The sequence below is a fragment of the Priestia sp. BR_2 genome, from assembly GCF_041954005.1.
GTDB lineage: Bacteria > Bacillota > Bacilli > Paenibacillales > Paenibacillaceae > Paenibacillus_AQ > Paenibacillus_AQ lautus_A.
Genome location: NZ_JAVFHM010000218.1, coordinates 286465 through 304228, shown reverse-complemented (window position 1 = coordinate 304228; position 17764 = coordinate 286465). Strand labels below are relative to the sequence as shown.

At 52.8% G+C, this 17764-nt stretch carries 21 protein-coding genes; 12 read left to right on the top strand and 9 right to left on the bottom strand.

What is annotated here, in order from left to right; all coding sequences use genetic code 11:
* Positions 1-126: 126 nt before the first annotated feature.
* Both RB298_RS16985 and RB298_RS16980 read left to right on the top strand, forming a co-directional pair.
* Entirely contained in the window at positions 127-387 is a 261-nt protein-coding gene (locus tag RB298_RS16985) for a metal-sensitive transcriptional regulator (protein WP_012818820.1), read from the top strand.
* A 96-nt stretch (positions 388-483) separates the two neighbouring features.
* A complete protein-coding gene (locus RB298_RS16980; protein WP_096774647.1) occupies positions 484-1497 on the top strand; it encodes an NADP-dependent oxidoreductase in 1014 nt (337 codons plus the stop codon).
* A 170-nt stretch (positions 1498-1667) separates the two neighbouring features.
* Here RB298_RS16980 and RB298_RS16975 read toward each other — a convergent pair whose 3' ends face one another.
* The 3 genes from RB298_RS16975 to RB298_RS16965 form a co-directional block, all read right to left on the bottom strand.
* A complete protein-coding gene (locus RB298_RS16975) occupies positions 1668-2159 on the bottom strand; it encodes a cytochrome c biogenesis protein CcdC (RefSeq protein WP_009595968.1) in 492 nt (163 codons plus the stop codon).
* 109 nt (positions 2160-2268) lie between these two features.
* Positions 2269-2844: a TetR/AcrR family transcriptional regulator gene (locus tag RB298_RS16970; protein WP_096774646.1), complete on the bottom strand. Its 576-nt coding sequence runs from the start codon at positions 2842-2844 to the stop codon at positions 2269-2271.
* Positions 2841-3560 (bottom strand): MBL fold metallo-hydrolase, encoded by a 720-nt coding sequence (locus tag RB298_RS16965; protein WP_375121164.1) that lies wholly within the window; start codon positions 3558-3560, stop codon positions 2841-2843. Before RB298_RS16965 ends, RB298_RS16970 begins: the two co-directional genes overlap by 4 nt.
* Positions 3561-3788: 228 nt before the next feature.
* Here RB298_RS16965 and RB298_RS16960 point away from each other — a divergent pair, with 228 nt between their 5' ends.
* The 3 genes from RB298_RS16960 to RB298_RS16950 all read left to right on the top strand — a co-directional run bounded on the left by RB298_RS16960 (position 3789) and on the right by RB298_RS16950 (position 6043).
* Complete coding sequence (locus RB298_RS16960) at positions 3789-3980, top strand: hypothetical protein (protein WP_009595964.1); 192 nt, start codon at positions 3789-3791, stop codon at positions 3978-3980.
* 142 nt (positions 3981-4122) lie between these two features.
* Entirely contained in the window at positions 4123-4653 is a 531-nt protein-coding gene (locus RB298_RS16955; RefSeq protein WP_213580126.1) for a sigma-70 family RNA polymerase sigma factor, read from the top strand.
* Positions 4646-6043 carry a DUF4179 domain-containing protein gene (locus tag RB298_RS16950; RefSeq protein WP_486047638.1) on the top strand — a complete coding sequence of 466 codons (1398 nt, stop codon included), beginning with the start codon at positions 4646-4648 and terminating at the stop codon, positions 6041-6043. The genes RB298_RS16955 and RB298_RS16950 overlap by 8 nt, the downstream gene beginning before the upstream one ends.
* Positions 6044-6045: 2 nt before the next feature.
* Here the strand turns inward: RB298_RS16950 and RB298_RS16945 are convergent, their stop codons facing one another.
* From RB298_RS16945 to RB298_RS16930, 4 genes are all read right to left on the bottom strand, one after another.
* Positions 6046-6255 (bottom strand): DUF6199 family natural product biosynthesis protein, encoded by a 210-nt coding sequence (locus RB298_RS16945; RefSeq protein ID WP_096774642.1) that lies wholly within the window; start codon positions 6253-6255, stop codon positions 6046-6048.
* A gap of 196 nt (positions 6256-6451) precedes the next feature.
* Positions 6452-6862 (bottom strand): hypothetical protein, encoded by a 411-nt coding sequence (locus tag RB298_RS16940; protein WP_012818827.1) that lies wholly within the window; start codon positions 6860-6862, stop codon positions 6452-6454.
* A gap of 137 nt (positions 6863-6999) precedes the next feature.
* Positions 7000-7386 (bottom strand): hypothetical protein, encoded by a 387-nt coding sequence (locus tag RB298_RS16935; RefSeq protein ID WP_012818828.1) that lies wholly within the window; start codon positions 7384-7386, stop codon positions 7000-7002.
* 163 nt (positions 7387-7549) lie between these two features.
* A complete protein-coding gene (locus tag RB298_RS16930; protein WP_486047637.1) occupies positions 7550-8710 on the bottom strand; it encodes a stalk domain-containing protein in 1161 nt (386 codons plus the stop codon).
* Positions 8711-8947: 237 nt separating this feature from the next.
* On the opposite strand from RB298_RS16930, the gene RB298_RS16925 reads away from it, so the two are divergent.
* The gene (locus RB298_RS16925) at positions 8948-10021 is read left to right on the top strand and encodes a lactonase family protein (RefSeq protein WP_012818830.1); all 1074 of its coding nucleotides are present in this window, start codon (positions 8948-8950) and stop codon (positions 10019-10021) included.
* A gap of 156 nt (positions 10022-10177) precedes the next feature.
* Here RB298_RS16925 and sleB read toward each other — a convergent pair whose 3' ends face one another.
* On the bottom strand, positions 10178-10837 hold the full coding sequence (sleB, locus tag RB298_RS16920) for a spore cortex-lytic enzyme (protein WP_009595961.1): 660 nt from the start codon (positions 10835-10837) through the stop codon (positions 10178-10180).
* 360 nt (positions 10838-11197) lie between these two features.
* Between sleB and RB298_RS16915 the strand changes: the two genes are divergently transcribed.
* The 4 genes from RB298_RS16915 (at position 11198) to RB298_RS16900 (ending at position 14412) form a co-directional block, all read left to right on the top strand.
* Complete coding sequence (locus RB298_RS16915; RefSeq protein ID WP_486047636.1) at positions 11198-12277, top strand: sulfate ABC transporter substrate-binding protein; 1080 nt, start codon at positions 11198-11200, stop codon at positions 12275-12277.
* 38 nt (positions 12278-12315) lie between these two features.
* Positions 12316-13164: a sulfate ABC transporter permease subunit CysT gene (gene cysT, locus RB298_RS16910; protein ID WP_192569838.1), complete on the top strand. Its 849-nt coding sequence runs from the start codon at positions 12316-12318 to the stop codon at positions 13162-13164.
* A 14-nt stretch (positions 13165-13178) separates the two neighbouring features.
* Positions 13179-14045, top strand: coding sequence for a sulfate ABC transporter permease subunit CysW (gene cysW, locus RB298_RS16905; RefSeq protein WP_192569837.1), 867 nt, complete (start codon positions 13179-13181; stop codon positions 14043-14045).
* A gap of 145 nt (positions 14046-14190) precedes the next feature.
* Positions 14191-14412 carry a YezD family protein gene (locus tag RB298_RS16900; protein WP_009595967.1) on the top strand — a complete coding sequence of 74 codons (222 nt, stop codon included), beginning with the start codon at positions 14191-14193 and terminating at the stop codon, positions 14410-14412.
* 236 nt (positions 14413-14648) lie between these two features.
* On the opposite strand, the gene RB298_RS16895 is transcribed toward RB298_RS16900, so the two are convergent.
* On the bottom strand, positions 14649-15560 hold the full coding sequence (locus tag RB298_RS16895) for a hypothetical protein (RefSeq protein ID WP_096774638.1): 912 nt from the start codon (positions 15558-15560) through the stop codon (positions 14649-14651).
* Positions 15561-15708: 148 nt separating this feature from the next.
* On the opposite strand from RB298_RS16895, the gene RB298_RS16890 reads away from it, so the two are divergent.
* Entirely contained in the window at positions 15709-16692 is a 984-nt protein-coding gene (locus RB298_RS16890) for an alpha/beta fold hydrolase (RefSeq protein WP_486047635.1), read from the top strand.
* Positions 16693-16713: 21 nt separating this feature from the next.
* Positions 16714-17466, top strand: a complete 753-nt coding sequence (locus RB298_RS16885) for a MerR family transcriptional regulator (protein WP_096774636.1) — start codon at positions 16714-16716, stop codon at positions 17464-17466.
* Positions 17467-17764: the final 298 nt, after the last annotated feature.

The following is a 17764-nucleotide window of genomic DNA, read 5'->3' as shown; positions in this document are numbered from 1 at the left end:
CGACCAGGTTCTTTAGCGAGATCTTGCCGGGAGGGGCAGTCAAGAGGAAAGAGTCGGCGTTTGTTGTATAATAAAGGGATAAGGACAAGCCTGACAAGCAGATACGCAATGAGGAGGACAACATATATGCAATACGACGATCAGATGAAAAACCGGATCAAGCGGATTGAAGGACAGCTTCGCGGCATTTTGAAGATGATGGAGGAAAACAAGGACTGCAGGGAGGTCATCACGCAATTATCCGCTTCGCGTACGGCAATCGACCGGACCATTGGCGTTGTCGTAAGCTCCAATCTGGTGGACTGCGTGCGCAAGGCCGAAGCGAACGGCGAGGATACGGAGAAGCTTGTGCAGGATGCCGTTAATTTGCTCGTAAAGAGCAGGTAGGGGATGAAGGACGGGCGCGGCAAAGGCTAGGAAATTGGTAAACGGACAAAATGGGTAAAGATAAGATGACGGCTTTACTAAAAGGAGGGTACTCAGATGTCCGTGAATGAACGAATTTTACTAGCCAAGCGGCCGCAAGGCATGCCGGAGGAGTCGGATTTTACGTTTGAGGAGCAGCCTTTGCCCGTACCTCAAGCCGGGGAAGTCCTTGTACGGACCGTGTATTTATCGGTAGACCCGTATATGAGGGGCAGAATGAGCGATGCCAAGAGTTATGCCAAGCCATATGAGGTAGGGCAGGTTATCGCCGGAGGCGCAGTAGGGCAGGTCATGGAATCGACGGATCCGACCTATCGGGAGGGCGATTTTGTTGCAGGCACCTGGGGCTGGCAGCGCTTTGCCGCCGTACGCACCGGGACGCTGCGCAAGGTCAACCCGGATCTGGCACCCGTCTCGACCGCGCTGGGCGTGTTGGGGATGACCGGTTTGACGGCTTATTTCGGACTCCTGGATATCGGTCAGCCGAAGGAAGGGGAGACGGTGGTTGTATCGGGCGCCGCTGGCGCCGTTGGCATGATTGTCGGGCAGATTGCCAAGATCAAGGGAGCCCGGGTGGTCGGTATTGCCGGTTCTGACGAAAAGACCGGATACCTGACCGGGAAGCTCGGCTTTGACGTTGCGATCAATTACCGGACCGAAGATGTGGCTTCGGCTTTGGCGGAAGCTTGTCCGGGCGGGGTTGACGTCTATTTTGACAATGTCGGCGGCGAGGTGTCGGATGCGGTTCTGCGCCTGATCAACAAAAATGCGCGGATCCCGATTTGCGGCCAAATCGCGCTCTATAACCTGGAGAAGCCGGATACGGGCCCAAGAATCCAGAGCCTGCTGCTGACCAATACGGCACTGATGAAGGGCTTTCTGGTCGGCGATTACGCCAGCAGGTACAATGAGGCGCTGCAGGAGCTGGCCGAATGGCTAAGGGATGGCAAGATTCAGTACACCGAGAATATCGTCGACGGCTTCGACAAGACGATTGAGGCGTTTCTGGGGCTGTTCTCCGGAGAAAATCTCGGGAAACAGCTGGTGAAGGTAAGCGAAGAACAAAGCTGATCCTTTGACATACAAAAAATAAAAGAGTGTCGATTTCACGACTTCGCAAGTCTCCTCGGAGGGAGCTTTGCGGCCGGAAGGGCAATTGCCTCCCGGATGGCGTGATTTTCGGCACTCTTCTTTTTGCGCTTAACTAAGTTTCATGACTGGTTTACGTTGGAACATGTCCGCTATATCGCCGCCTCCGGCGTCATGAACTGCTGATATTGGCGGTACATCGAAATGCGCCAATGGACAATCATGCCGTAAGCCAGCATGAAGAACAGCGCCGCGGTCTGCGGGATGGAAATATGCTGTTCAATATATCCATGGAGCAGGAGCCTGACGGCCAGCAGGCCAAGCAGAATGTACACGAAGCTTTTCGATCTCTGCATGAAGATCTGACCGTCGACCTTCTCGAATTTGGTGCTGCGGATCAGTGGGTACGAGAAGATGAACCAGCCTACCAAAAAGGCGATTCCCGCCCACCATAAGGGGATGCGTACCTGCGGCTCAACGAACATCAGGAATCCGGTGCTCATCGCTACGGGAGGGATGATAATCTTCTTGACGGTTACGGGACGGTTGCTCGCCTTCATTCGAATGAAAATAACGGCCAGCGCCATAACCAGCATCGCGATCGTAGAGCCTATCTGAAGAATTGGGGAATCGAAATTAACCACAATTCAGACCTCTTTCCATAAATAAAATGACATCACAATGTGCTGCCTTATGATTATAGCACATTCTGATGCCAGGCAAAATCAGGCAGGCGCAGGAGGTACGGCCCTTCTAGCGCCGTCCGTCTTGAAGATGGAGCCCGGTGACGAAACTCCGGATCATGAAATCCAGGCTGTCGTCAACACTCAGATCCATGGCGAATTGGCCCGCGCGTTCCAGGGAAGAGAAGCCGTGGCATAGGCTGCGAAGGGTCCGTACGGCATGCAACGCTTCCGCCTCGCTGAGCTGGTAAGGGGCCAGGATTTGAAGAAGCAGCTCGACAATCTGATTCCCTACTCGCTGCGTCTCCTGCTCTTCGGGACGGACCGGCTGCAAGGCGGCTTCGTACAATCCGGGGTGTGTTCGAGCAAAGTCGACATAAGTAAGGCATACAAGGCGCAGGGCATCTTCGCCCGACCGGCCGGCGACAGCCTTCAGCAGTTCGTCATGGAGCGTCTGGAGACCATGCCGCATCAGGGCGGCATGCAGACCGGAAAGCCCGTCTACGTGGTTATACAGGGAAGGGGAGCGAACCCCCAGCTTGGCTGCAAGCGCAGCCAGGGTCACCGCGTGAAGTCCCTCCTGATCCGCTAATTCGGCAGCGGTTTGAAGCAGTTGAAGTCGATCGATGCCGGGTCTTGGACTCATCGTGCATTCCTCCTGAGCGTTGATTCGGCTTCCGCAACGGCCTGCTGCATGGCACCCGCCGGATTTCTCAGCATCCGTCCATGGCCGACGGCCAGAACGGCGGGCTTGAGCGCGGTAAGCATTCCGGCGCTTTCCAAGGCCTGCTCCTTGCTCCAGGTGGCCATGGCAGGGAACGGAAACCATGGTTTCATGACGCCCGATACGGCCAATCCGCCACGCGTCTGCCAAGCATCGCCGGCGATCAGGATGCCGCTGCGCTCATCGAGAAACGCCATATGCCCCGGCGTGTGGCCTGGAGTCGAGATGGCCTTGAGGGAACCAATGGAGTCCCCGTCCTCCAGAAGAACGTCCGGAACGGTGGTCATGTTCTTCGGGATATCCCCGCGTATCGGCGTTTGCGGCTCTCCGGGCTGGAGCTCGGCATTTCCTTTCAGCAGCAGCGCATCGCGCCGCGAGATGCAGACCGAGGCATTCGGAAGCTCCTTCTTTAATCCGTCGAGCGCACCGACATGGTCGCCGTGGGCATGGGTCAACACGATCCGTTTAATGGGTTTTCCGATATCGGCCGCAGCCTGCAGGATTCCCTTTTGGGAAAATGACATCCCCGCATCGATGAGGGTAACCCCATCGCTTTCTTCTACTAGGTAAACGTTGATCGGAAAAAGGCGAGGAAGAAAAGAAATTTGAGTCACCTGTTCAATCGTCGTTTTTAACATAAAGCCGAACCCCTTTCGCTTAAAACTAATGTTATTAGTATAATAACTAATGATATTAGTTTTAGCAAGCCTGATTTTAACATTTTCATGAATAGAGCCTTTGAACCACTAAAATTTTTATATATTTACCAAATTTTGAGTGCAATTTTCGTCGGTTTGCGTTACCATAAAGATAGATATACGGAAAAAAATGTAGGTTGTTTAGATGAAGGATGAGGGGCGGACGATATGGATATGTTCAAACGCATCGTACTTCTGATGGTGATGTATGCCTTCTCCGCAGTTCTGTTATACGTAGCCAGCCAGCACACGCCATATCTGCTTCCTGTCATCTGGATCTCCGCTCTGATGCTGCTGTTATGCGGCATCGGTTATCTGGGATACCATTATTTCTTTAAAGGACGCAGAAGACGAAGTTAATTGGGACTGACATACAAGTCTGCCTTGCCCGGGCGGGCTTTTTTTGTGCATAAAAATAAAAAAACCGTTTGATTGGCTTCGCAGTCTTTATATAGAGTGAAGTAAACAGCGAGGCAGGTCGAACGAGGGGAAGGTATATCGGATGTTGGAAACTAAAGAGCTGGCGGCTGCGGCATGCAGGGGAGACGAGGAAGCGTTCTATGCACTCGTCACCGAGCATCGGAGGCGCCTATACGGAATTGCGTACAGTTATCTGCATAACGAGAGCGACGCTTTGGAGGCATTGCAGGAGACGGTATGCCGGGCGTGGATGAAATGCCGGAAGCTGAAGCATCCGGAGGCGTTCGTCCCTTGGCTCATTCGGATATTGATTAACTGCTGCGTGGATGAACAGAAACGGAAAAAGCGCATGCTTCCCGTAGAAGAAGTGCGCAGCCGGGAGGCGGCCGCGGAGATGGTCAGCGACAGCAAGCTGGATCTGGAGCGCGCGCTGAGCCGCATGAAGCCCAAATATCGCCATGTGCTGATCTTGAAATATTACCAGGACATGACGATCAGCGATATCGCGCATATTCTCGATGTGCCGGAGGGAACGGTCAAAACCCGGCTGCATCAAGGATTAAAGCTGCTTCGGCAAAAAATCGAGCCAGGAGGTGCCGTATTCCATGTATGAGAAGGAAGAGCGGATGCTGAACGAGATGAATAGGGATGCGGAGATCTACACGGCGGTTGTGTCCGATGAAGCATTGGAAGCGGCTGTTCGAAGCGGAATGCGGAGAGGACGGGGCATGCAGCGGAGCCGGAAGCGAATGGCTGCCTTTTCTTCCGTGATCGCCACTGTAGCTGCCGCACTGCTGTTCGTGGTATGGGGCGGAGATGGAGGCATCGTGGAGCCGAAGGAGCAAATGGCGGCGCAAGGGCCGTACCCGCCATTGACCGGGTTTGATCTCGGAGAAGATATTACGCTGAATACGGCTAACCAACACGGCATGATCCAGCCGGTGAATCAATCGGTGACCCGGGGGGATTATACGATAACGCTGAACGGGATACTTGTCGGCTCCCAGCAGATGGAGGTGTTTTATACGATCCAAAACGATGCGGAGTATCATGCGGACCTAAAGCGGGTCGAGATGAAGCGTAAGGGCTCCAGCCAGTCGCTGCCATACAGCATCGGGTCGTCGGGTGGAACCCAGATTAAGCCCGGCCAAACATTCCGTTCCCGATCGGACATTCATATGGGCGAGAACCAATTCGTGCCCGAAGAAATGACGTTATCTTTTAGCATCGCCCCTTATACAACGAATACGGTGCATCAATCCTCGGCAGAGGGCGAGCAGGTTCTCGATATCGACGTATCCGTTGATATGGAGACCGTCCAAAAGTTTACCCGCACGATTCCGCTCAACAAAATGCTGCAGATTGAGAGTCAAAGGTTCTATTTGAAGGAAGCCGTGTTATCCCCTGCCGGCATCGTCTTGAAAGCGAACATCCCTTCGACCAATACGATGAAGGTATCCGGTTTATGGGACGTGTATTTGGAAACCGTGGTGAACGGCGAGCAGATCCGATTGAACAGCGATTCCGCATTTTTGCCTGGTGCGGGAGGAGGGGACATGACATACTTCTTCGACAGCAATATATTGGAGAATCCGGATTCGATCACGCTGAAAGCGAGCGGATTCCAAGCGGTGGACCCCTCCGAGATGAAACTTGTAGTCGATACGGATAAGAAGGAGATTCTTCGTGCACCGGACGGCGATCTTCGGTTCGGAGCGTACACGGGGCATACGCTGACATTGGAATACGAGGAGCGGGCTGACCGGCATATGGGCAGCGTATCGATTGAGCCGGAGTTCGTGGACGGGGAAGGGAACAAGCATACAATTAACGAGGACGCAGGTGGACTCAGTTCCTCGTCCCGATCCTCTTCGGATACCGGGAAAAGCCTCATCACGCAGTATATCCACCTTAAACCCGGGGATTACCCGCAGCCGCTCACGTTTACGTTAAGCAGCTACCCTGGCGTTATGGAACATGCATTCGAGGTGCCGATTCGATGAGATTAGAGATGCTGAAAGCTCATCAGAATGACCAATGCGCCGAATGCCAAGGTTACTTTACCCATAAGTTTTAAGTACCATATTCTCAGATCGCTGGGTTCCGTGTCATCTCTCGATCTTCTGAACCACCAAGAGTACGGATTGCGGATGGCATAAATGCCGATCCCGGTGAGCGCAAGACCCATGAACAGCACAGAAATGAAATCGAACATTTGATCAGCCCCTCTCTTAAGAGTTACTACGAATGGTTTTAGCAGTAAGTTCCGTTACATGAAAAATAGGATGGTCCGAAATTTAGGACACGAAGGGTATTTAGGACACGAAAAAGGAACCGCCCCCGACCATGAAGGCCGGAGGACGGTTCCTTTTTTCTCATTTATTTAAATCCTGGATCATGGGTCGATGCCGCTATTCCCTGCGCTCGGTTGGGGAGCTTCCTGCCGGTCCTTTAGCATCCAGCAGCTCGATCAGAGCTTTGGGCACGCCGTTGAGGATCAGCCATTGGCGAAGCGTTTCGATGGCACGGATATGGCCGTTGCCTTCATCCCGCCAGGTCAGCAGCTCGACGACCTTAATGACGAGGAGCATCAGCTCCATTTTGTCATGCTCGGTTTGGTCTGCGCGGACTTTTTGGAATACGGCTTCTTTCTCCCAATCAAGCAATATCTCTTCCCCGATGGTCGGTCGCATGAGTGAATAGCTGTAATCGCACTGCGGGCAGTGAACCGTGGTGAACTGTTCGGATGTGAACGTAACCCCGATTTCCGTTTGACACTGGCGGCAGTGGAATTGGACTTGAATTGCCGAGTTCGTTTCCATGTCTATGTTGCCTCCTTCAAAGAGAAAGGTATCTACTTTTACCCAATAGTCGGTAACTGTGACCCATCTTCCCTTAAGGAGCAGTTTGAAACATGAAAAAGAATCGCCCTCAATAGGCGATTCTTTAAGGAAAAAAGTCAGCGTTTCCTTCTACTCTGCGAGCTCTTCACATGGGTGAACACATTATAGAGGAAAGCGAGAACGCCCAGCGTTACCAGAACGCCTCCCACGGCAATGACCGGCTCTACCGATTCGATGCCGCTCATCAGCAGGGCAAGACCGATCATCATGACGGGCAGACCGATATTGTGCAGCCAGAAATGCACTTTGCCGGCAGTGGACTCCCCGGCAGCCGGGAACAGAACATAAATAACGCCTGCAAGAGCCAGGGACGCCCAGCCCAGAAGGTTGACGTGTGCGTGAACCGAGGCGTAATCGTAGCTGTGGGTGATCGACATGTACATGCCGAGCAGCACCCCGAGCACGAAGTAAACAGCAGCGATTTTGATTAATTTAATCCCCATAAAACCCCTCCTTTATGGATTACTATTATGATATATGTCACCTGGGGCGAAGTAGACCTAGACGGAGGAGGATTTAATTAAAGAAGGTGCAAAAAAAGAAACCGCGAATTTCCCTTGCCGGGAATTCACGGTTATTACGTAAGCTTTTCATGATATCCGCAATCTATTCAAGCTCCAGCACGTCATAGATCAGCCATTTGCCTTCGGTGTTCTTGAGCCAGTAGAGCGACGTCGAATAAATCGTTTCGCCGTCCGCATCATCGCTTTCTTCGGCATAAACGACGGCGTCTTCACCTTGGAAGAAGACCGTCCGGAGCTCCCCCGATTTGAGGTTGAAATTCACCTCATCGAAGATGCCTTCCTCAATGCTGGTTTGGAACATCTCGTGGAAGACCGAGTCCGGGTGAATGACAGACATGAGCAGCGGGCCATTCTCCTCATTGAAGCCCTTGTACTGAATGTCGATAGACTCCACGATGGCTTTCTGCTCCGCTTCCGGCACTACGGGACGAGCTTCAAGCAGTTTGTCTCCGAGGAAATATTCTGTCTCGTACAGGTTCAAATCATAGATTTTCCATGCGCCCGACGCATCTTTCTTCAGGAGATTCTCGTAATGGAGCGTAACATCCCATGCAAACGGCCCGCCGATGCGGTCTAGGCTCACACTGGTGTAGGCGTGGATCGACGTTCCGGCTACCGCTACATCCCATACGTCCGCGGATACATGTTTGTCGTTCTTGAATTGATCCTGATAGTTTTGCTTAACCTCCGCAAGAACGGGAGATTCGGGGTGGAATACGCTCATAACTTCGTCCAGTTTCTTGGCGCTTCCAGCCTCTTCAATGATATGGTAAAGCTTCTTCACCTCGTCTTCGGCTTTGGCGGTCGCACCCTCGCGGTCAATCTTGACGGTACGCGCCTTGGAATCCCACTTTACCGGGAGTCCGGTGGCTTCAGCCACAAAACGAAGGGGAACCAGCGTATTGCCGCCTTGAGTGAAAGGAGCGATCTGCAGCGTGGTTTTTGCGCCATTGACATAGGCGGTCTTCTGCCCGATCGTCATCTGCAGCTTCTGATCGAGATATGTACCCGTCACCTGCTTGTTCGCGCCGTTCCAATGGACCTTATAATCCAGGGCTTGGAACAAAGGGCGGAATTGAACGAAAGTGACTCCGTTCTTCATGATCGGCGCCGCCGCAAATTGAATTTCCCGGTTATCGAGATAGACCCTGATTTTCCCTTGATCCTTTGCCGGAGCGGCTTGGGCCGCGCTTGCGAACAAGAACAGGAAAGCGATAGCCAGTAGGCTGATTTTTTTCTTCAATGTGCTGTCATCTCCTTCAACGAATGATAGAATAGAGAGGTAATTGTGGTAATCGTACATGATAAAACCAATGGTAGCAATACATTTCTTTGCGTGCAGTAATTGGTAGAGACAGCGCGGTGACGACTTGCCGGAACGACTTAAAAAAGGGCGGTAGGCATGGGGCTCCGATGGGTAATACATAGTAAGAATCAGGCCGGGCCACCGGATCATTCATCAGACAAAGGAGTGGATCACATGACAGCAGGACAGGAACTGATATTTTACATAGGAACCTATGGTTCGGAAGAAGAGAATCGCATTCATTGGGGGGCGATGGATCGGGCTACCGGGGAGCTGCGCCTGTTAGGCGGTACGGCAGGCATCGAGAACCCGACCTATCTGGATTTCGATGACTCGATTTCCGTATTGTATGCGGCGAGCGAGAAGGGCGAAAGCGATGTGTCGGCTTATTCGGCCAATCTGGTCACCGGCGAATTGACGCTGCTGAATGTTCAGTCTACCGGCTCGTCCGGCGCGTGTCATGTATCCCGCACAACGGACGGGAAGCATCTGCTTACGACAGGGTACGGCGATGGACAGATTTCGGTGCTGGCATTGGAGCAGGACGGACGGGTCGGCGAGCTGGCCTCCAAGATCAAGCACAGCGGACGCGGCCTTCGCGATGACCGTCAATCAGAGGCGCATCCCCATTCGATATTCCAAGACCCGGTCAACAAGTATATCCTGGTCAGTGACCTGGGGATGGATGACGTGATTGTGTACCGGCTGGAAGACGGAAAGCTGGTGACCCACCGCGAAATCAGCCTGCCGCCAGGCTCCGGCCCGAGGCATGTGGCTTTTCATCCGTCTGGCAAGTGGGTATACGGCACGAACGAGCTGAACAGCACGGTAACGGCATACGCGAACGACGCAACGTTCGGGGATCTGAAAATATTGCAGCATATCTCGACCTTGCCGGAGGACGTCGTGATGGATAGCAATACATCGGCCCATCTGCTGGTATCTCCTTGCGGCCGTTACCTGTATGCCTCAAATCGGGGCCATGACAGCATCGTCCAATATGTAATCGACCAGGAAGCCGGTACGCTCCGTGCCGTCAACTGGGTGTCTTCCGGCGGCAAAACGCCGCGCCACTTCAATATACTGCCGGATGGCTTCCTGCTTACGGCGAATCAGGATAACGGATTGATCGCAAGCTTCCGGATCGACCCGGATACGGGGAATCTGGTCTCTACGGGCTATACGTTGGAAGTCACGCGCCCGGTGTGCATTTGTCCCGTGGAGAAGGCCAAAGCAAACAAACGTTAACTTATATGAAAGAAGAAGCAGCTTAAAGACCCGGGAAGGGAATCAAGCTGCTTCTTTTATGCGTCTCTCCTTGCCCGCAGCGACGGACAAGGAACAAGGCGTCGAAAATTCTGTCTTCGTGTGTTTCAGCTAATGAAAGATTAACTGAATGAATCCTTAATGAGCAAAAATATGATTGCCGATCTGCAGCACTTGCGGCCTGGACCAGATCCAGTCGCTGGTCGCGGTTTTAGGATTGAAATAATACAGGGATTCGTAAGTCGGATCCCAGCCGCGAACGGCATCCAATGCGGCAAGATAGGCGGAACGGTTCGGCGTCAGCCAGTATTGTCCGTCATCCACGGCCGTAAAAGCCCCTTTTTGAAAGACGACGCCCCGAATGTCATTCGGAAATTCGCTGGATTGAATGCGGTTCATGACAACGGCCCCGACCGCAACCTGCCCTTTGTACGGCTCACCGCGGGCTTCGCTGTAAATGACTTTGGCCATGACGTCCATTTCGGATTGATTCAACGTATATTTTTTCAGCTGTCTCCAGGTTTGCGCACCGGTAATTCCATCGGCTGGCACGCCGTATTCTTTTTGAAAACGGCTAACGGCTGCTTTCGTGTTTGCGCCATATTTGCCATCCAGCGGCTGCGTGTAGAAGTCCAGCGTTTTCAGGCGATATTGAAGGTCCCAGACATCCCCGTTTTCACTGCCGGGCTTTAACAGCGGAGCGGCCTCCGTCGTTTGGGCGAATGTCGGCAGGATCAGAAGAACACTAAGGAAAAAAGCAGATATGATTTTCCGTATTGGCTTTCTTATCGTGATCAACTCCTTTGGGGTAGAATTATAAGGTTGGAAACGGGTTCATACAACCATCAGTAAATGGAAATCCGCGCCGTGACTGCGTTTGTTGTACCAAAAATGGTTCTATGGTCCGAATGGTCCTAAACTTGAAATTTTTTGAAAAAAAGGTTTGACAGCAGAAGGGGGACTTATTACAATAGCAACATAACATACTAAACAGGTAGGAATTATAATATATTGTTCTCACCGTATCGACGGAGGAACGCTCGAAGAACAAGGGCAGGCACGGTTGCAAACCGGCTTGACTCTGTTCCGATGAGCCTTCCTCCGTCTTTTTTTGCCATGGGGCCTGTTTAGTAGAGAAGAATAGGGGGAGTGATCCATATGAAAAAGGTGTTGAAGCAAGGGGTTCTCATCGGATTAACAGTCATGCTGACGGCGGCGCTGACGGCTTGCGGCTCACAGAAAACAGAAACGGCCGCAACCGCCGGCGAAGCAACGCCTGCTTCGGGTTCAAGCAAGCCGAGCGTGGAACTGCTTAATGTTTCTTACGATCCGACCCGGGAGTTATACGATCAGTACAACAAGGCATTCGCGGCGCATTGGGAGAAGGAACAAGGCCAGAAGGTGACGTTTAAGCAATCGCACGGAGGTTCGGGCAAGCAAAGCCGTTCGGTTATCGACGGTTTGGAGGCGGATGTGGTGACACTGGCCCTCGGATACGATATCGATGCGATCCGTCAGGCCGGATTGATCAATGAAGGCTGGGAGAGCAAGTTTGAGCATAACAGCGCGCCTTACACCTCGACCATCGTTTTCCTCGTCCGCAAAGGAAACCCGAAAGGCATCCAGGATTGGCCGGATCTGATTAAGGAGGGCGTGGAGGTCATCACGCCGAACCCGCAGACCTCCGGCGGTGCACGGTGGAACTACCTGGCGGCATGGGGTTATGCACTCAAGGTTAACAACAACAACGACGAAGCGAAAGCACAGGAATTCGTGAAAGAGCTGTTCACCCATGTGCCGGTGCTGGACAGCGGCGCACGGGGAGCGACAACCACCTTTGTGGAACGCGGAATCGGGGACGTGCTGCTGGCTTGGGAGAATGAAGCCTATCTCTCGATTAACGAGCTGGGACCGGATAAATTCGAAATCGTGAACCCGTCCGTCAGCATTTTGGCAGAACCGCCGGTTGCCGTCGTGGATAAGAACGTTGACAAGCGCGGCACCCGGGAGGTGGCCGAAGCCTATCTGGAATACCTGTACAGCGAAGAGGGGCAGACGATTGCGGCGGAGAACTACTACCGTCCGACGCTTGCCAGCGTAGCCGACAAATACAAGGAGAAATTCCCGGCCATCGAATTGTTTACGCTCAAGGACGTGTTTGGAACATGGGAAGAGACGCAAACCAAGCATTTTAATGACGGCGGCATCTTTAATCAGATTTACGTGCCAGGCAGCTGATCGGCATAACCGCCGAAGGCAGGAAAGGATGAGTGGATATGACGGTACTCCCCGTACGGAAGCAAGGCAGAAATCATCGCAGGGTGCTCCCGGGTTTTGGAGTCGGCATGGGACTGACTGTCCTTTATATGAGTTTGGTTGTGCTCGTGCCGCTATCGGCGCTGCTTCTTAATCAAACCGGATTGACCTGGGAGAAGTTCTGGTCGGTTGCAACCGATCCGAGGGTGCTGGCATCCTACAGGGTCAGTCTGACGACGGCGGCGCTGGCCGCATTAGCGGATACGATACTGGGGCTGCTGCTGGCCTGGGTGCTGGTGCGGTATGATTTTCCGGGCAAAAAATGGTGGGATGCCCTGATCGACCTGCCCTTCGCCCTGCCAACGGCCGTGGCGGGGGTGGCATTAACCGCGATCTATTCCGCGAATGGATGGATCGGATCGCTGCTGGAGCCGCTCGGCATCAAGGCGGCGTTCTCTTCCTTGGGCATCACGCTGGCCCTGATGTTCATCGGCATACCGTTCGTCGTGCGGACGGTACAGCCTGTGCTGGAGGACGCGGAGCGGGACACGGAAGAGGCGGCAGCCACGCTAGGGGCAGGCCGGTGGCGCACGTTCCGCACCATCATTCTGCCGACTCTGATTCCGCCGCTGCTGACCGGGTTTGCGCTCGCTTTTGCCCGGGGGATCGGAGAATACGGCTCCGTCGTCTTCATATCGGGAAATATGCCGATGAAGACGGAGATTGCGCCGCTGTTGATCATGACGAAGCTGGAGCAGTTTGATTATGCCGGCGCTACGGCGGTTGCCTTGATTCTGCTGCTCATCTCTTTCGCGCTGCTGCTCGGAATCAATATTTTACAACACTGGACGCGGAAAACCGCACGCTAGGGAGGGGGAACTATATGGCTGGAACCGTACCCGCTGCCGTCCCGGCAGGGAAACGAGGCACATCGCCCTCTCCGGCTGCAGCGGAGAAAACCTGGGTGAAATGGACCTTCATTAGTTTGGCTGGCCTTGTGCTTCTGTGGCTTATTGTGCTGCCGCTCGTTACGGTGCTGTCCGAAGCGCTGAAGAAGGGATGGGAGGTTTATATCGCGGCCTTGTCCGATCCCGATGCCTTGTCCGCGCTGCGGTTGACCTTACTGGTGGCGGCGATTGCGGTACCGCTGAATTCGATATTCGGCGTCATCGCGGCTTGGACCATAACGAAGTTCCGCTTTAAAGGCAAAAATCTGCTGATTACGCTGCTGGATTTACCGTTCGCGGTATCGCCGGTTATCGGAGGCCTCGTCTTCGTGCTTATTTTCGGCCGTCAGGGTTGGTTTGGCCCTTGGCTCGAAAGCCATGATATCAAGATCATATTTGCCGTGCCCGGCATCGTTCTGGCTACGTTATTCGTTACGTTTCCTTTTGTGGCCAAGGAGTTGATCCCGCTGATGGAGGACCAAGGGACGAAGGAAGAGGAGGCGGCTGTAACGCTCGGCGCCAAGGGCTGGCAAATCTTCTGGCGGGTCACCCTGCCCAATATCAAATGGGGACTGCTGTACGGCATCATTCTGTGCAATGCCAGGGCCATGGGCGAGTTTGGGGCCGTGTCCGTCGTATCCGGCCATATCCGCGGAGAGACCAATACGCTGCCCCTTCATGTCGAGATTTTGTACAATGAGTATCAGTTTTCGGCATCGTTCGCGGTGGCCTCCTTATTGCTGTTGTTAGCCGTGATTACGCTGCTGCTTAAAAATTGGTTTACGCGAAAAAATGCCCATTGACAGTCGTTTCCACCCCATGCTAAGGTTAATTCATACTATATTGGTTGGAAAAGAATGAATAATGATCGTTTACATTGTGAATGTGTCTTCGGCTGATGAAGATGAGTGAATAAATGAGGGCTTTGCCCGGTGAGGAGGCGTATCCATGGCTAAACCATTAAAAGTGGATGAAATGTGGCTCGAGCGCATAGCAAGCCTGCTGAACGACATGGAATTCGGTTCGCTGCAAATCGTAGTGCATGAGGGTCAAATCGTTCAGATGGAACGAACGGAGCGCAAGCGTTTCGAGAATACGGCCTCCGGAGCGGTCAAGACGTCAGGATCGTCCCGGGCATCCGGCCAACAGCGAAGAACGAATACAAGATGACCAAGCAAAAGCTATCAGGTACCGTAAAAAGAACTTCCGCCAGATAACTGAAGTGCAGCCTGTCCAGTCGACATGGAAAAGACACCACGGGTGTTGACCAAGTAGACCAGGGGAACGCGCTTTGGGAATCATGCGGGAGTTCTTTTCTATTAGAGATAGAGTATATGAATAATACAAACAGCCCGGCCGTTGAATCGGTCGGGCTGTTTGTTAATCGTATTCATGTATCAGGCATCTTATCGCGACCGGAGCGGGCTGCTGCCGATCTCCGGCTCGCCTGCGCCTGTTGTTTCGCTTAGAGGATCGTGATCCCCGGCAGGATGAAGGAACTGCTCCATCAGCTCCGGATGGCCGGCATAGGGCCGCTCACGCCGCTTACGGGTGGCCGTTACCCGGAAACCCGCCAGATAGAGCAAGCATTGGGTAGCCAGAACGTAAGGCGAGGCTTCGCCGCCGATCAGATTAAATAAGGCCGAAGCCACAATCAGCAGATGCAGCACGGTATAAATCATGCCATGCGTTTTTCTTCTCGAATCCATCAATAAACGGTAGAAAGAGATCGTGGCAATGATATTGGAGAGCCATAAACACCAAACCTCGGGGCTTGCCCAGGCCGATGTTTGCCTGAGTTCCTCCGCAAGGACCGCCGTCCATAGGAGCGCGGCACCCAGTGAAAGGGCAGGTACGGCAGGTTTTAGGAGCAGCCACAAGCCCATCCCCCAGCCGGGCTTCTCCAGCCGTCCAACCAGCTCGTCGCGCTCCTTCATGAGTCTGTTGATCTCGCGGTCCAGCAGCTTGTGAAGCGTCGTCAATCGGGATTCATCGCGATCGCTTAGAAAAATATCCATTTGTTCGTGGAGCTCACGCGTCAACAGGTCAGCGGATTTGCATTCCTGCAGAAGCCGGATCAGCAGATCCTCGGGGACGGCCGTCCGGGTCGGTCGATGGATCAGCGTGCCGAGAAGCCCTGCCAGCCTGGCGTAGACCGTCAAGGTCTGACGAATGCGAGCGAGCGAATCCTTGCGTGCACCGAGCAGCCGGGACGCACTGTATATGTACAGGCCCGCAAATACCGCAGTGGCAAGAAGCGCGGCCACGAGCCCGTCCAGCGAGCCAAAGATATCAACCATCCATTCCGTAAGGGACAAGCGGATCCCTCCTTCAATATTCTACCTTTCACTATTGCACAAGAAGGAAGGGATTTCAAGCCGATTCGGTAACAGGCAGCTATAGAGCGCATGGGGGTTGCGTATAACGTTACGTCATAGCTTATAGTCGCCTTAGGAGGGGATTGAAGTGAAACGAAGAAAAGGATGGATTATCTTGGGTAGCATTCTCATTGCGATACTAGCTATACTGACGGTAGCAGGCTTTCTATTCAGAGATGACGGGTCGTTAAGCGGTTTTGTTACAGAGGATGGGCAGAAGGAATATGCGGCGGCTTATGAGGAGGCGATGAGTCACTTGCCAGAACCGGTTGCGTCGATCAAGGTTCATACTGATTTTGGCGTGGTGCAGCTCTACAAGTTCCAGGGGAGCGATACGCCGCACAAAACGCCTTTGTTGCTGCTTCCGGGAAAGGGATCTGCTACCCCTATGTGGGAGGACAATCTTAGCGGCTTTTTAGAACACCGGCCTGTATACACCGTTGATTTGATAGGAGAACCGGGTTTAAGCACAGAAACCAGACGGATTGAAACCGCTGCGGACCAAGCAGCATGGTTAGGGCAAGTATTGGATCAGCTGCCGGAATCAGAGATCCACCTATTAGGGCTGTCGTTCGGCGGGTGGAGTGCGGCGAATCTGGCGCTCAAGCATCCGGAGAAGATTCACTCGCTCATATTGCTGGACCCCGTCTATGTGTTCGGCCCCATTCCATTGAAAATGATACTGGCCTCCATTCCGGCGACGGTGCCCATGGTGCCCAAGCCGATCCGGGAGAAAATGCTCAGCTATATATCCGGCGGGGCTGAAGTCGATGACAGCGATCCGACCGCCAAACTAATCGAAACCGGTATGCGGACATTCAAGAGCAAGCTGCCCATGCCGGAAGCCATCCAGCCGGAACAATTAGCTGAGCTGACGATACCGGTGCTCGGTATTTTGGCTGGACAATCGACGATGCACCATGCTGAAAAGTCGTATCAAACGGGGATGGATGCCTTGAAAGACCCTAATAGCGAGATGGTTTTATTTGAAGAGGCCTCGCATGCGATTAACGGGGAATACCCTGAAGAGTTACTGGAAACGATAGAAGCCTTTTTAGCGAAAATCGAGTAAGGGACAGGAAGGGATGGGTTCATGGGGAAAAAATATTCCGTAAAAGAAATCAGCCGATTGTCGGGAATAACACCGCGAACCATTCAGTACTACGATAATGAAGGGATTCTTAAAGCGGAGCGAGATGAGCTGGGGCATAGAGTATATTATGATAAACAGCTGTATGTACTTGAGCAGATTATGTTCTATAGAGCCATCGGTTTCTCTTTAAAAAAGATCAAAGAACAATTGATTGTGGGCACCGAGGAGCAGGATATCGAGAACATTCTAGATTACCAGGCATCGGTCCTTTATTCACAGAAAGAGAGCATCCAAGCCAAGCTTGACGGATTGCATGTGGCAAAGGAAATGATGAAAGAAGGGTACAACGTACCCTGGGAGCTGTTAGCCCATCTTATGCGTTCGTTGAATGAGGTCGATATGTCGGCTTGGAAAGAATACGAATTTTCGGAGGAAGACGCGCGGCTGTTTCAAAAAGTATTTGACTCTGAGCAGGCGGTATTGGATTTTTACAATACGTTCAGAAAAATATCGCTGCAAGCTGCAGCTTATAAGGCCTCAAACGTCCCCATCGAGTCCCGTTTAGCCAGGGCCTTAGCCCAAGAATGGCAACAGATGGTTCAACGTGTGACCCATGGCGACGAACGGATTCATGCTGCCTTTTTAGAGGTCGATAACAATCGGGATCAATGGAACGCTGGAGAGCGTCAGCTTGTAATGGAAGCAGAACAATATTTGCAGGACGTCATAGAGCGCTATGCTGATCGTAAATGAGCCGCATGCTGCCCGGGTTCGCTTCCAGTGCAGGAAGCTTGATCGTATGCTACTATTCATGACGGATCGGTTTTTCTCTTGGTAAACAATGTTTCCTCAAGGTAACAAAAGGGGCCGAGCCGCATATAGTATATGAATAAGACATCGAAGAGAGGGAGGGGCCGGGGTGATGGAAGTGCAGGTAAAAAAAGCGCCGCTTCAACGCGCGAAAATGACGGTCGGTTATGTACTGCTTCTCATGTTGACGGTTTGAAGGCGATCAGGCCTTTTACCCGAAGGAGAGGATAAGTTCCTTCAT